Source organism: Neptunicoccus cionae (genome assembly GCF_002860325.1).
In the GTDB taxonomy this organism is placed as follows: domain Bacteria; phylum Pseudomonadota; class Alphaproteobacteria; order Rhodobacterales; family Rhodobacteraceae; genus Amylibacter; species Amylibacter lutimaris.
Window position 1 is genome coordinate 329,161 of the sequence record NZ_PKOJ01000003.1, and the last position, 14,494, is coordinate 343,654.

Below are 14,494 nucleotides of genomic sequence, written 5' to 3' on the forward strand. Positions count from 1 at the left end.
ATCTGCGGATTTGTCTCCTGACTCGTCCTGTCAGCAGCGGCGGCGCGAACTGGCGTTTTCACGGCCCCGCACCGGCTTGCCAACCGGCTTGGCTATACCCTCAAGCGCTTCCAGCGGGCGGCGCACGGCCTCTCCCAGACCCGGGCGAGTCGGCGCATGAACCTGCTTGGTGACTTCGATCATCACAGCGCCCGCAGGCAAAAGCCATGACATCTTGGCGCCAAAGCGTTCAAACACCTGCGCAGAGCGGACCAGCGACGCACGGTGGCTCGGCGGCGGAAATAGCGCCGAAACCTGCCGTCCGGGCACAAACCCGTGCTTGCGCAGTTGCGATTCAAGTTGGCTGAAGCTGTAAGGCCGACCAAACCCGAAAGGCGTTTTGTCCCGCCGTGCCCAAAGACCGGACCGGTTCGGCACCACAAACAGCGCACGTCCGCCGGGACCAAGCACACGCCAGATTTCGTCCAGCAAATCCGCCTGCCGCTCGCAGGTTTCCAACCCGTGCAGCACGATCAGCCGGTCGATCACGCCCGTCCCCATCGGCCAGCGGGTTTCCTCGATCATCACCGAGTGATTTGGCAATCCGTCCGGCCAGGGCATTACCCCCTGCTGACCGGGCATCAGGTTCAGCACGCGGCGACTGTCCGCCAAAAAGGGACGCAGCATCGGCCCGGCAAAGCCGAAGCCCGCCACGGTTTGGCCTTTGGTATTGGGCCAAAGTTCAACAATACGTTCGCGCAGCGCACGCTGGGCAATCCGCCCCAGTTTGGTGCGGTAATAAAAGGAATGGAGATCAACCACATCCAAGTGCATTGCATCACCCTGCAAGTTCGGCCAGACTAAACTGAAAGTTAAAACATATGGAGGAACAAAACACTATGCCCTTAGAGATCATTACAGTTCCTTGCCTGTCAGACAACTATGCCTTTATCCTGCGCGAAACCGAAAGCGATCAGGTGGCCGTTGTGGACGTTCCCGAAGCCAAACCTATTCTGGATGTCCTTTCGGAAAAGGGCTGGTCACTGGATCATATCCTGCTGACCCACCATCACGACGATCACATCATGGGCGTAGAGGAACTGCGCAACGAAACCGGCGCTTCCGTCTCCGGTGGGGCACCGGATGCCTACCGCCTGCCTCCGCTCGACACCCAACTGTCGGACGGTGACAGCTTCCAGCTCGGCGCGGAAACCTGCCGTGTGATTGATGTCTCGGGCCACACGCTCGGCCATATTGCCTTTATCTTTGACGAGGCACTGGCTGCCTTTACCGCAGACAGCCTGATGGCTTGGGGATGCGGGCGTGTGTTTGAGGGCACAATGGCACAGCAATGGAACACCTTGAAGAAGTTCCATACCCTGCCCCGCGCGATGACGATCTATTCCGGCCATGAATACACCACCAGCAATGGCAAATTCGCCATGACCATAGAACCGGAAAACGAAAGCTACATCGCCCGCATGAAAGCGACCGAGGAAGCCCGTGCCAAAGGGGAACCGACCGTGCCTTCCAATCTCGGGCTAGAACTGGCCACCAACCCGTTCCTACGCGCCAACCACCCCAAGGTGAAAGCCGCGCTCGGAATGGAAGATGCCAGCGACGCGGAGGTTTTTGCTGAAATCCGCACCCGTAAAGACAATTTCTAACGACCACGTGATTTAAAGAGACAGAAGAATTGGCCCTCAAAGACTGGTTTGAACCAAAAGACGCCCACCCCGCCCCGCGCTCCGGTCCGGTGCGTGTGGGCTGGCTGCTGAACGAGCAGCGCTCCGGCGTGGTCTATTACCCGCCTGAACGCATCCGCTCTGCCGAAGTGAACCGCAACCATGCGAAATCGGCGTCCCGCTGCCCTGCCATCATCAATATGGAGAGCCGCTACTTTATGATCCGCGTGCCCTATGACCTGCACCTGCGGTTTGTACGCGACGAGAAGGGCAAGCCGGGTCTTAGAAACATGAACGGCGATGCCAGTCCGGTGCGCGGAAATGTTCTGTCCAAAAAACTGCATCTGACGGCGGAACACGAATGGCGTTATGCGGACCGGCCCACGGTGCAGGTGTCCCTGCCCTATACGTTCATCGCGGACGAGCCGGTTTACATGACACAACTCTCTGCCTTCATGCACTATACCAAGACACCGCTGCCCGGTACGATCTTTGGCGGCCGCTTTGCCATCAACAACTGGCCGCGCCCCCTGATGTGGGCGTTTGAATGGCATGACACGGCGCAGGACCTGATCCTGAAACGGGGGCAGCCTTGGTTCTATGTCCAGTTTGAAACCAATCCGCAGGATCGCTCTGTCTCTATGGTAGAAGCGCAAATGACACCTGAACTCGAAGGTTTCATTGACCATACCTCTGCGGCAGTGAATTATGTGAACCAGTCGTTTTCCCTGTTTAAAGATGCTGAACGGGTACGACCGGAAACCTTGCTGGTGCCTGTCAAACGCTAGGGCGACGCCAGTGCAAGAGTGCGGTAACGGCAGCGTGTAGCCGGACCGCCCTTGAAACCGGACCGGATCGGACACATTTCCGTCTGGTCCTGTAAAAGTGCCTAGAGCAGAGCCACAACGCGGCGTAAATGACTCTCTTTTTACATTTTTACAGTTAATTTTCGAAAAACCCCTTGAAGCTTTCGCAATCTCGCCGAAGTTTAAACTATGGGGTTAACCAGCGTTTTCGGGGAACGCTGCAAAAATGAAAGTCTAGATCTATGCCATCTTTTTCGAGCAGCCTGGAAAATGCAATTCACGCAGCCTTGGGGCATGCCAACGATCGCAAGCACGAGCTTGCCACGCTGGAACACCTTCTGCTGTCCCTGATCGACGAAACCGATGCCGCGCAGGTGATGCGCGCTTGCGAAGTTGATCTGGAAGGATTGCGGGGCACCCTCATCCAGTTCCTGGATACCGAACTTGACAGTCTGGTGTCTGAAATCGACGGGTCCGAAGCCGCACCGACAACCGCCTTCCAGCGGGTGATCCAGCGCGCCGCGATCCATGTTCAATCTTCCGGTCGCAGCGAAGTCACCGGTGCCAATGTTCTGGTAGCCATCTTTGCCGAACGGGAAAGCCATGCGGCCTATTTCCTGCAGGAACAGGACATGACCCGCTACGATGCGGTGAACTATATTTCTCACGGCGTTGCCAAAGACCCGAGCTTTACCGACACCCGCCCTGTCAGCGGATCGGAAGACATCGAGGACCTGAACTTCGAGGGCGAGGAAACCAGCAAGGAAGAAACCGCGCTGCAAAAATACTGCGTGGACCTGAACGCCAAAGCCGCTGCAGGCGATATTGATCCGCTGATCGGCCGCGACCATGAAGTGGAACGCTGCATTCAGGTGCTGTGCCGCCGCCGTAAGAACAACCCGATTCTTGTGGGTGATCCCGGTGTTGGTAAAACTGCAATCGCCGAAGGGCTCGCCAATAAGATCATCAAAGGTGAAACCCCGGAAATTCTGTCCGGTGCCACGATCTATTCTCTTGATATGGGGGCATTGCTGGCCGGAACCCGCTATCGGGGCGACTTTGAAGAACGCCTGAAAGCAGTGATGACCGAAATGGAAGAACACAAGGATGCGGTTCTGTTCATTGACGAAATCCACACGGTTATCGGTGCTGGTGCCACATCTGGCGGGGCAATGGATGCGTCCAATCTGCTGAAGCCTGCCCTTCAGGGTGGCAAACTGCGCTGCATGGGCTCCACAACCTATAAGGAATACCGTCAGCACTTTGAAAAGGACCGCGCCCTGTCACGCCGGTTCCAGAAGATCGACGTGAACGAGCCTTCTGTCGAAGATGCCGTGCAAATTCTGCAAGGTCTGAAACCCCATTTCGAGGAACACCACCAGATCACCTACACCCCCGAAGCGATCCGCACGGCGGTCGAGCTTTCGGCACGGTATATCCATGATCGCAAACTGCCCGACAAGGCAATTGACGTGATCGACGAGGCCGGTGCGCACCAGCACATCATCCCCGAGGATAAACGTACAACCAAGATCGACGTGTCCGAGATCGAGGAAGTCGTGGCAAAAATCGCCCGCATCCCGCCGAAAACAGTTTCCAAGGACGACGCCGAAGTGCTGCGGGATCTGGAATCAAGCCTCAAGCGGGTGGTATTCGGCCAAGACCCTGCGATCGAGGCGCTGACCTCTGCGATCAAACTGTCCCGTGCCGGTCTGCGTGAGCCTGAAAAACCCATCGGCAACTACCTCTTCGCTGGCCCGACAGGCGTAGGTAAAACCGAAGTGGCCAAGCAGCTTGCCGACACGCTCGGCGTGGATCTGCTGCGCTTTGATATGTCCGAGTACATGGAGAAACACGCGATCTCCCGCCTGATCGGCGCACCTCCGGGTTATGTCGGGTTTGATCAGGGCGGCCTGCTTACAGATGGTGTGGACAAGACCCCCCACTGTGTCCTGCTGTTGGACGAGGTGGAGAAAGCCCACCCCGATGTATTCAACATCCTGTTGCAGGTGATGGACCACGGCAAGCTGACCGACCACAACGGCCGCACAACGGACTTCCGCAATGTCGTGTTGATCATGACATCGAATGCTGGTGCTGCCGATGCCGCCAAGGAAGCCATCGGCTTTGGCCGCGGTCGCCGCGAAGGTGAAGACACCGCCGCAATCGAGAAGCTGTTCACGCCGGAATTCCGCAACCGTCTGGATGCGGTGATCTCCTTTGCACCGCTTGGTAAGAAAACCATCTCCAAAGTTGTGGACAAATTCATCCTGCAACTGGAAGCCCAGCTTATGGACCGCAACGTGGTATTCGAACTCACACCGGCTGCATCTGCATGGCTTGGCGAGAAAGGCTATGACGACAAAATGGGTGCACGGCCTCTGGCCCGTGTCATTCAGGAACATGTCAAGAAACCGCTGGCCGAAGAACTGCTGTTTGGCAAGCTGACCAAAGGCGGTTTGGTAAAAGTCTCGGTCAAGGACGGCAAACTGGAACTCAAGATGGAGCCACCGGAAAAGCGGCGCATCCCGAAATCCAAGCCGCCCCTGTTGACGGCGGATTGATCCAGCGGGAAATTTCCGTGAAAACGCTGTGAATTTCCCACTGTTTGCAGCTTTCTAGCAAAAGTTGCTTGTACACTAACTACCCTTACGTCACCATGACGTGAGGGTAGTTTTTTTTATTCATAAATTAATGGTGACGAAGTGGGCGATGTGCTGAAATCGCGCCTGCTTGGCTGGATCTCTTTTGGCACGGAGAAATTCGAAGGACCGGCAAAGCGGCGGATTGTTATGACCAACATTCTTGTAATGTTGATCACCGCTCTGGCCGTGCCCCATGCGATCCTTTTTGCACTTTATGATGCTCAGGCTTTGTGGATACCGATCTGCCTGACCCTGTTCTGCGCTGTCGCCTTCCAGCTTACACCGCTGCTCCATGCTTCCAACCCCTATGCAGGAGGCCTGTACAACCTCTCGCTGTGGCTGATATTCGCCACGACAATTGCGTGGATGTTCTCTGCCCGGTCCGGCGTGCATTTCTATTTGCTGGCTGGTGCCACAACTGCCATCGCCATATTCGGCATCCGTCAAAACCCGCTTTCAATCCTTTCGATTTTTCTCGGGCTGGCCTGTTTCATCATCGCGGATCGCAACTTTGAGCAGCCCGCCCCGTTCATCGTCGTCTCGGACGGATTTATGGACGTGTTCTATTATCTTTCGATCCCCACTGCGATGCTGTTCATCTTCTGTATGGTGTTCTACGGTTTCAAACAGGCCAGTCTGGCCGAGGAAGCCCTGCAAAAAGAGTATGAATACTCCGAGGCCCTGCTCTCCAACATGTTGCCAGGACCGATTGCAGCGCAACTGAAGCGCAATCCCGGCCGCACGATTGCCGACAGCCACGAAGAAGCGACAATCCTGTTTGCCGATATTGTCGGGTTCACTCCCCGTGCCAGCCACCAGAGCCCCGATATGCTGGTCAAATTCCTCAACCAGTTGTTCACCCGTTTTGACGATCTGGCCAACCGGCACGGGCTGGAAAAAATCAAAACGCTGGGGGATGCCTTCATGGTGGCAGGCGGAATGCCCGAAGCCCAACCGGACCACGCCGAACGGGTGGCACGTATGGCGCTTGATATGGTGGCAGAAACCAACAAATTTGCGGAAGAAATGGGCGAGAACATCGAACTGCGCATCGGGATCCACACAGGACCGGTGGTGGCCGGCGTCATCGGCACCAAAAAACCGTTCTATGATGTCTGGGGCGACACAGTAAACACGGCAGCGCGGCTGGAAACCTTCGGAACCAACGGCAAAATACAGGTCACAGCAGAAACCAAAGCGATTCTTGAATCCCAGTTCGACTTTGAAGAACGGGGAAAAGTCAGTATCAAAGGCAAGGGCGATCTGGATTTGTGGTATCTTGAGGGTATGCGTTAAGCTGCCCTGACAAAGCGCGTTTCACTGCTATTCCGCCGCCATCTGCATCGGCCAGTTGGTCATCTCGCAAATCTGCGCGGAAACCCTGCTCAAGCTTTTGCGAACATCGTCAAACCGGTCATTCTTTGTCACCGTTTTCTCATCCAGATAAAGGGCGCGATCGATTTCGATCTGCAGACAATGCTGTCCCGAACTCGGCCGCCCGTAGGCCTGCGCAATATAAGCCCCCGCGAAAGGCGTATTGCGCGCCACCCGAAACCCTTCCTGTTTCAAGAAACGCTCGATCTCCTCGACAAAGGCATTGTCACAGGACGAACCGAACCGGTCGCCAAGCACAATATCCGGCGAACGGCCAAACAGGCCCGTGACATTTGCAACGGCCTCATGGGGCATTGAGTGGCAGTCCACCAGCAGAACCTGCCCAAAGGCCGCACGGGCGGTCCGGAGCAGATCGCCGAGCTGGGCATGATAGGGGGTGTAATACCGCCTCAACCGCTCCTCAGCCTGTTTCAGGCTGATCTTGCCACTGATCAGCGCACGGCCTTCTGAAACCACACGGGGAATCACCCCCAGCCCGGAAGCGACGCGGGGGTTTCCCTTGAAAGCGCGGGCACCGTCAATCACGGCAGAATCCAGTTCGTCTATGCCACGGTTCAGGTCCACATAAGCCCGCGGCGCGGATGCGCTTAACAACGGTGCGCCGAAATTTGTAACCGCGCCGAAAAGCTCATCCACAAAGGCATCTTCCGAACTGCGAATCGCCACAGAATCCAGAACTGATTCCTGCAAAAAGGACGCCGGATAGTCCCGCCCGCTGTGCGGAGAGGAAAAAACCGTCCCGCAGGTAATGGTTTCAGGCAGGTGCAAGTGGTATTCTACAGGGGTCATGGCAGTCTCTCTTGTTATCATCTGATACCATTGCGCGATTAGAGATGCAAAACCTCTTGAACCCGTCCGCGAACCCGCCTATAGACCGCGAACACGAATTTCTGTCAGCTTCGACAGATGCTTGGATTCGGGCGTATAGCTCAGCGGGAGAGCACTTCGTTGACATCGAAGGGGTCACTGGTTCAATCCCAGTTACGCCCACCATTCCCCCCTCGGGGTCTGGTATAACCGAAACAAAAAGGCGCCTCCCCGCGCGCCGCGAAAAAGGAGAAGGCCATGAAGGTCAAAAACTCGCTCCGCTCGCTCAAAGCGCGCCACCGGGATTGCCGTGTGGTTCGTCGTAAGGGCCGCGTATATGTGATCAACAAAACCCAGCGCCGCTTTAAGGCACGTCAGGGTTAAGTTCCGACACATTCTATATTCAAAAGGCCGCAGCTCCCGCTGCGGCCTTTTGCTTTTGAAGTACAGCTTCTGTTGGCAGGCTGTGGCGGTGTCCCGCCACAAACCGGCAGGGCGCTACTGGCGGTACCAGACAAGCTGTGTGCCCGTGGCCAGCACCTTTCCATCCGAAGACCAAAGCTGCATTTGCTGGTCGTGGAAATTCCCCTGAAACCGCATGGCATCCGCAACCCCCAATACGGGTGCAGTCCCCTGTGCTTTGATATCTGCCTGATTCGCCAGAAAATGGGTGGTGATAGACACAGAGCCCATCGGCTGCATCGTGCCGCGCACATGCAAGAGACGCAAAAAGAAGCAATCCGCCAGTGCCGCCAGCGATAGATAATCCAGCGGACGCGGTGGATTGTCTCCGATCCAGACTTCGGTCCGCGTTTCTCCGAATCCCTCTTTCGGTTTTCCTGTCCAGTCCGGCAAGCCCTTCACGAAACCGAAGCGGTACCGTTCCAGCCACTTTAAAGGCCCGCGACCGTCTTGCATCCCAACAGCTTCCGCAGCAGGTACGTCCGGCATGGTTACAGGCTGGTAGCCAAAAACATCGCCGCGATGGCCGCAAACCACTGTTGCCGTGGCACAGATCTTCGCGTCCTGTAGCAGCTCAAGGCTCCAGTGCTGCGTGTATTTTCCGGTACGGCAGAGTTTGGACACAACCTCGAACCCGCCCGTTCCCATAGCGGACAGCAGATTGATGGTCATGGACACAGGATCGCCCTGACAACGCGCGTCGCTTAGCACAGCGTTCAGGACCGTCGCCGTAGTAGCGCCACCGAAAGAGCCGACCATATTGGCATAATCCGGCGCAGGCGCACCGGTCCACACACCGGTGTCTGTGGCAGTCAAAGCAGTGGCGAGATCAAAGGGGTGGGTATCCGGCATGGCAGCGTCCATCTGTTGGGCAGGCGGGGATGCCCACGGCCTGCAACGTTTCTCCCTCCGCTATAACAACGGCTTGGACAACGGACAATTCGGACACCGCGTCACCGTGACGGGACGTCAGCCATTAGTCATAGCTACGCTGGTCGTCGATCACCTTGCCGTCATTTGGCAGGCTGCCGACGGGATACAGTTCCACCCGCCCCCGCAGTTTGAGCACATCGCGCACCGAGGTCTCGATCTGTCCGGCATCCGCGCCATTCGCCGCTTCACAGAGAACGGTCATGCTGTCGGATTCGCCGTCACGACTTACAACCACACGGGCTTTGGATACTTCATCGTGACGCGCGACCAGATCGGCCACCTGTTCGGGGCGCACAAACATTCCCTTGATTTTGGCGGTCTGGTCCGCACGCCCCATCCAGCCCTTGATGCGCATATTGGTCCGCCCGCAAGGGGATTGCCCCGCCAGCACCGCGCTCATGTCTCCGGTTGCAAAACGGATCAGCGGATAATCGAGGTTGAGCGTGGTCACGACGACCTCGCCCACCTCCCCTTCGGCCACAGGGTTGCCAGTGCCCGGCGTGACGATTTCTACGATCACACCCTCATCGACGATCATGCCTTCCATCGCAGGCGTTTCGTACGCGATAGACCCGAGGTCCGCCGTACCGTAGCCCTGCAGACAGGCGATTCCGCGATCCGCATATTCGGCCCGCAGGCTCGGGAACAGCGCTCCCCCCCCGACCACGGCCTTTCTCAAGTGGTTCAGATCCACCCCCATCTCGGCCGCTTTGTCTAGGATCACTTTCAGATAATCCGGTGTGCCGGTATAGGCTGTCACCCCCAGCGCCGCTGCCGCCTGAACCTGCAATTCGGTCTGACCTGTGCCAGCAGGCAAAACGGTTGCGCCAACTGCCGCAGCGCCGTTCTCGAACATCATTCCCGCAGGGGTCAGGTGATAGGAAAAGCAGTTCTGCACCACATCCCCCTTGCCCACACCCGCCGCAAACAAGCCGCGCCCCATACGCCACCAGTCGCTTCCGCGCATTCCAGGTTCATAGATCGGCCCTGGAGACTGGAACACATGGTCAAACCCAGCAACGCCGTGCGCTGCATACCCGCCAAATGGCGGCGTTGATTTCTGCGCTGCTACCAGATCGGATTTACGCAGAACCGGCAGTTTGGCCAGTGCAGCCATATCCACCACCTGTGCCGCATCTACATCGGCCAGCGCTGTGCCATAACCTTTGGCACTGGTCTGCGCCTGTGCAATCTGGCGCGGCAGGGCCTTGGCCAGATCCGAGGCCCGCTGGTCTGCGCTGCGTGTTTCCAACTCGTCGTAAAATGCCATCAGACTGCCCTCTTTCAAACCGCGACCTTCATGTAATCCGGCTTCAATGTTCCTAAAATACTCGATCCCCGTCACGCCGCAGCGCGCCCGATCAACTCAGCCAGCGTTTGCGGCGGCGGTAGCTGCGCACATCGCGGAAGGATTTGCGTCCGTCGTCCGACATGCCGAGATAGAATTCCTTCACATCCGGATTTTCGCGCAATTCGGCGGCAGGTCCGTCCATCACAACGCGCCCGCTTTCCAGAATATAGCCGTAATGGGCGAAGCGCAGAGCGACGTTGGTGTTCTGTTCTGCCAACAGGAAAGATACGCCTTCCTTCTCGTTCAGATCCTTCACGATGCCGAAGATTTCCTCCACCAGTTGCGGTGCCAACCCCATGGATGGTTCGTCCAGCAGAACCGTTTCCGGCTTGGACATCAGCGCGCGGCCGATGGCAACCATCTGCTGCTCGCCGCCCGAAGTGTACCCCGCCTGCGACTTGCGCCGCTCTTTCAGGCGCGGAAAATATGTATAGACCAGTTCCAGATCCTGCGCGAGCTGCGCGCGGGAGATGTTGCGGGTATAGCTGCCGGTCAGAAGGTTTTCCTCAACGGTCAGATGCTCGAAACAATGCCGCCCTTCCATCACCTGAATAACACCGCGCCGCACCAGTTCGGCGGGGGACAGATCGGCGACAGGGTCATCGCGGTAGAGGATCGAGCCTTTGGTCACCTCGCCCCGCTCCGAATGCAGAAGGTTGGAAATCGCCTTGAGAGTCGTGGTCTTACCCGCGCCATTCCCGCCAAGCAGCGCTGTAATCCCGCCTTTGGGCACAGAGAGGCTCACCCCCTTCAGGACAAGGATGACGTGATTGTAGATCACTTCGATGTTGTTGACCTCTAACAGGGTCTCGGTTTTGCCAGCGTCCAGCATCGTTCACTTCCAAGCTTTTGCATTTGGGTCCACCGGGCGGGACACTCCGCCCGGTGATTGTTTTCCGTCCGGCCTTAGTTGCAGCGGGACTCGATGTTGTTTTCCTTGGCGTAAGCTTCGGAATCTTCCTTGATCAGCGCATCAATCACTTCGCTGTCTGTCGGTTTGAAGTCCGAAATCAGCGACCATGTTTTCGCTGTCGCATCCCATTGCGCAACACCTACAAGGCCGTCACCGCCGTGGTTTTCACAGGTCACTTTGAACTCGGGGCCGAAACCGCCCAATCCAAGGCTTTCCATCCGCGCTTCGGTGATTTCCAGACCTTCCATCGCATCGCGCAGATCGCCCGCTGTGATGTCGGATTTGCCAGTGGCCGCCTGCGCATCCTTGATCGCCTCTACAGCCAGCATCGCTGCATAAAGACCACGGTTGTACAGAACCGAACCAACTGTATCGCCGGAACCCGCAGCCTTACCTGCATCAACAACATATTTTTTGATGTCATCATAAACAGGGAAGTCGCTGCCAACACCGTGGAATGTCACAGCCTTGTAGCCGTCTGCAGCCGCACCGGCTGGCAGAACGTCATGATCCGCACCGGACCACCAGATGCCGATGAAGTTTTCCATCGGGAACCGCACGTTGGCCGCTTCCTGAACCGCAACCTGGTTCATCACGCCCCAACCCCACATCAGAACATAGTCGGGCTTCTCGCGGCGGATCTGCAGCCACTGGGATTTCTGCTCCTGACCGGGGTGGTCGACAGGCAGAAGGGTCAGTTTGAAGCCGTGCTTCTTGCCCAGTTCTTCCAGTGTGCGGATCGGCTCCTTGCCGAAAGCAGAGTTGTGATAGACCAGCGCGATGGTTTTGCCGCTGATGTCATTGTTGTTGGTTTCCAGCAGGTAGTTCACCATACCGGACGCACCATCCCAGTAGTTCGCAGGATAGTTGAACACGTGGCTGAACACATCGCCGTTCTTGGCGGATGTACGACCATAGCCAAGCGTGTGGACCGGAATGTTGTCCGCAGTCGCTTTGGGGATCAGCTGATAGGTGATACCAGTAGACAGCGGTTCGTAAACCAGCGCGCCGTCGCCTTTTGTGGCCTCGTAGCATTCCACACCTTTTTCGGTGTTATAGCCGGTTTCACACTCGGTAATCTTGATTTTTTCACCGCCAACGCCGCCATCGCGCTCGTTGATCAGGGTCAGATAATCGGCGTAGCCGTCAGCAAAAGGAATACCACCGGCGGCGTAAGGACCGGTGCGGTAGCTCAGCGACGGGACCACCAGATCCGCCATCACCGGCGCCGCAGTAATAACAGCCGCCACGGCTGCTGCTGCGAGTTTCGTAAACTTCATGTGTTCTATCCTCCCAAGGTTTTGACACAGTAAACACACCCTAAAGGGCGCAATAAATTTGGCCCTAATGCGGGAAAGGCCAAAGTCTCAGTTTCTCTTTGGCCAACCGCCACAGTTGCGCCAGACCATGCGGTTCCAGAATAAGGAACACGATGATCAGCCCGCCCACGATAACAAATTCGAAATGCGCTGCCAGATCCGTGGCCCAGCCAAGCTGGCCGACCATGACGTTTTTCAGCAGCACCGGCATCAGCACCATAAAGGCAGCGCCTGCGAAAGACCCGAAGATGGATCCGAGCCCGCCAATGATGACCATAAACAGGATGATAAAGGATTTACCGATCCCGAAAGCTTCGCCCACTTCCACAGCGCCAAGGTAAAGTACGAAGAACATCGCACCGCTGATCCCGACATAGAAGGAACTGATGGCAAAAGCGGACAGTTTCGCAGTCATCGGGTTTACCCCGATGATCTCGGCGGCGATGTCCATATCGCGGATCGCCATCCATTTGCGCCCCAATGACCCGCGTGTCAGGTTGCGAGCAACCACCGCCAGTACCACCACAAAGACAAGTGCAACAAGATAAACCGCCCAAGCCTGCGTTTCGGCACCCGTCACCGCATAGCCAAAGACCGTCCGCTCCGGCGCGTTGATCTGGCCGGAAGCGGAATAATTGTAGAACCACGGCACCTTATTGAACAGCCAGACCAGAAAGAACTGTGCTGCCAGTGTTGCCACCGCCAGATAGAACCCTTTGATCCGCAGGCTTGGCAAACCGAACAGAATGCCGACCGCCGCCGTCACAAAGCCCGACAGCAGGATAACCGAGAAAATATCCATCCCCGGAAAAGAGGTCATGAACTTGTAGCAGGCATAGGCCCCTACTGCCATGAACCCGCCGCTGCCAAGGCTCACCTGTCCGCAATAGCCGGTCAGGATGTTCAGCCCGATGGCCGCAACCGAATAGATCAGGAAGGGCAACACCACTGCATTCAGCCAGTAGTCGTTGATGATGAAGGGCACCACCAGAAAGGCAAAGGCCAAAACAGCCCAATAGCGGTAGCGGTCGAACTTGATCGGGAACGTCTGGCTGTCGTCCGCATACGTCGTCTTGAAATCACCAGCTTCACGATAAAACATCAGCGCTGCCCCTTTTGTATTCTCAGACCACCGGTCTTCTTCTGGTTAAAAATATCCCCGCCGGAGGCTCCGGCATCTGCGAAAAGCGGCATCGTCAAACCCTTTCGATGATCTTGTCGCCGAACAGGCCCTGCGGCCGGAACACGAGGAAGACGAGGGCGAGCATATAGGCGAACCAGTTCTCGGTGGCGCCGCCAAGGAAGGGTGCGCCAATCAGGAATTCGAACATCTTCTCCCCCACACCGATGATCAGGCCACCGACGATTGCTCCGGGAATAGAGGTAAATCCGCCCAGCATCAGCACCGGCAACGCTTTGAGCGCAATCAGCGACAGAGAGAACTGCACACCTGATTTGGAACCCCACATGATCCCCGCGACCAGCGCGATGAAACCTGCGATGGACCAGACAACGACCCAGATGAACCGCAGTGAAATACCCACAGACAAAGCCGCCTGATGGTCATCCGCCACAGCCCGCAGCGCGCGGCCTGTCTTGGTGTATTGGGAAAACAGCACCAGCGAGAGCACCAGAAGTCCGGCAAAAACGGCCGCAACAATATCCAGACTGTCCAGATAGAAGCCGTAGAAATCATCGCCCCCCAGAAAGGCGGTGTTTTCCTCGATCCAGATATTACCGCCCTGCGGGATTCCTACGTCCAGCTTCTTGATCTCGGAGCCCCACATCAGGTCCCCGAAACCTTCCATGAAATAGGCCAGCCCGATGGTTGCCATGAACAGGATAATATCGGGCTGGTTCACAAGATGGCGCAGGATATACCGTTCGACCAATATGGCCAGAACCACCATCACACCCGCTGTCAGGAGGATTGCCAGCAGGGCCGGCAAATGCCAGCCGAAATGATGGACCTGTGTGCCAAAGATCGAATTGATCAAATGGGCAAAAGGCACCTGCCCATCTTGCAAGCCCACAAGGGTAAGCGCCGCGAACAGTGCCATAACCCCTTGGGCGTAATTGAAAATTCCGGACGACTTGAAAATCAGAACAAAGCCGAGCGCCACCAGCGAATAGAGCACGCCCGTCATCAGCCCGTTGAGGAAAACCTCTGTCCCGTAGTAAAAACCGGCGCTCATTGGT

13 protein-coding genes and 1 tRNA gene are annotated in these 14,494 nt (G+C 56.8%); 6 read left to right on the forward strand and 8 right to left on the reverse strand.

From position 1 onward, the window contains the following. Positions 1-30 precede the first annotated feature (30 nt). Positions 31-813, reverse strand: coding sequence for a hypothetical protein (locus tag C0U40_RS10435; protein WP_101655710.1), 783 nt, complete (start codon positions 811-813; stop codon positions 31-33). Between the two features lie 65 nt (positions 814-878). On the opposite strand from C0U40_RS10435, the gene gloB reads away from it, so the two are divergent. The 4 genes from gloB to C0U40_RS10455 all read left to right on the forward strand — a co-directional run bounded on the left by gloB (position 879) and on the right by C0U40_RS10455 (position 6,411). Next, positions 879-1,646 (forward strand): hydroxyacylglutathione hydrolase, encoded by a 768-nt coding sequence (gene gloB / locus C0U40_RS10440; RefSeq protein WP_101655785.1) that lies wholly within the window; start codon positions 879-881, stop codon positions 1,644-1,646. Positions 1,647-1,675: 29 nt separating this feature from the next. Further along, a complete protein-coding gene (locus C0U40_RS10445; RefSeq protein WP_101655711.1) occupies positions 1,676-2,452 on the forward strand; it encodes a hypothetical protein in 777 nt (258 codons plus the stop codon). Between the two features lie 260 nt (positions 2,453-2,712). After that, on the forward strand, positions 2,713-5,034 hold the full coding sequence (clpA, locus tag C0U40_RS10450; RefSeq protein ID WP_101655712.1) for an ATP-dependent Clp protease ATP-binding subunit ClpA: 2,322 nt from the start codon (positions 2,713-2,715) through the stop codon (positions 5,032-5,034). Between the two features lie 141 nt (positions 5,035-5,175). Further along, entirely contained in the window at positions 5,176-6,411 is a 1,236-nt protein-coding gene (locus tag C0U40_RS10455; RefSeq protein ID WP_101655713.1) for an adenylate/guanylate cyclase domain-containing protein, read from the forward strand. Between the two features lie 27 nt (positions 6,412-6,438). On the opposite strand, the gene C0U40_RS10460 is transcribed toward C0U40_RS10455, so the two are convergent. After that, on the reverse strand, positions 6,439-7,299 hold the full coding sequence (locus C0U40_RS10460) for an N-formylglutamate amidohydrolase (protein WP_101655714.1): 861 nt from the start codon (positions 7,297-7,299) through the stop codon (positions 6,439-6,441). A 129-nt stretch (positions 7,300-7,428) separates the two neighbouring features. On the opposite strand from C0U40_RS10460, the gene C0U40_RS10465 reads away from it, so the two are divergent. Together C0U40_RS10465 and ykgO are read left to right on the forward strand one after the other, a co-directional pair. Then, positions 7,429-7,503: transfer RNA gene (locus C0U40_RS10465), tRNA-Val, on the forward strand. A 72-nt stretch (positions 7,504-7,575) separates the two neighbouring features. Next, complete coding sequence (gene ykgO, locus C0U40_RS10470; protein ID WP_072746485.1) at positions 7,576-7,701, forward strand: type B 50S ribosomal protein L36; 126 nt, start codon at positions 7,576-7,578, stop codon at positions 7,699-7,701. Between the two features lie 114 nt (positions 7,702-7,815). Here ykgO and C0U40_RS10475 read toward each other — a convergent pair whose 3' ends face one another. From C0U40_RS10475 to C0U40_RS10500, 6 genes are all read right to left on the reverse strand, one after another. Beyond that, positions 7,816-8,631, reverse strand: coding sequence for an acyl-CoA thioesterase (locus C0U40_RS10475; RefSeq protein WP_180957671.1), 816 nt, complete (start codon positions 8,629-8,631; stop codon positions 7,816-7,818). Positions 8,632-8,755: 124 nt separating this feature from the next. After that, positions 8,756-9,982, reverse strand: a complete 1,227-nt coding sequence (locus C0U40_RS10480) for a phenylacetate--CoA ligase family protein (RefSeq protein ID WP_101655716.1) — start codon at positions 9,980-9,982, stop codon at positions 8,756-8,758. Between the two features lie 91 nt (positions 9,983-10,073). After that, entirely contained in the window at positions 10,074-10,895 is an 822-nt protein-coding gene (locus tag C0U40_RS10485) for an ABC transporter ATP-binding protein (RefSeq protein ID WP_101655717.1), read from the reverse strand. A gap of 74 nt (positions 10,896-10,969) precedes the next feature. Next, positions 10,970-12,256 (reverse strand): ABC transporter substrate-binding protein, encoded by a 1,287-nt coding sequence (locus C0U40_RS10490; protein WP_101655718.1) that lies wholly within the window; start codon positions 12,254-12,256, stop codon positions 10,970-10,972. Positions 12,257-12,320: 64 nt separating this feature from the next. Then, positions 12,321-13,397: a branched-chain amino acid ABC transporter permease gene (locus tag C0U40_RS10495; protein WP_101655719.1), complete on the reverse strand. Its 1,077-nt coding sequence runs from the start codon at positions 13,395-13,397 to the stop codon at positions 12,321-12,323. Positions 13,398-13,491: 94 nt separating this feature from the next. Beyond that, the gene (locus C0U40_RS10500; protein WP_101655720.1) at positions 13,492-14,490 is read right to left on the reverse strand and encodes a branched-chain amino acid ABC transporter permease; all 999 of its coding nucleotides are present in this window, start codon (positions 14,488-14,490) and stop codon (positions 13,492-13,494) included. Between the last annotated feature and the right edge of the window lie 4 nt (positions 14,491-14,494).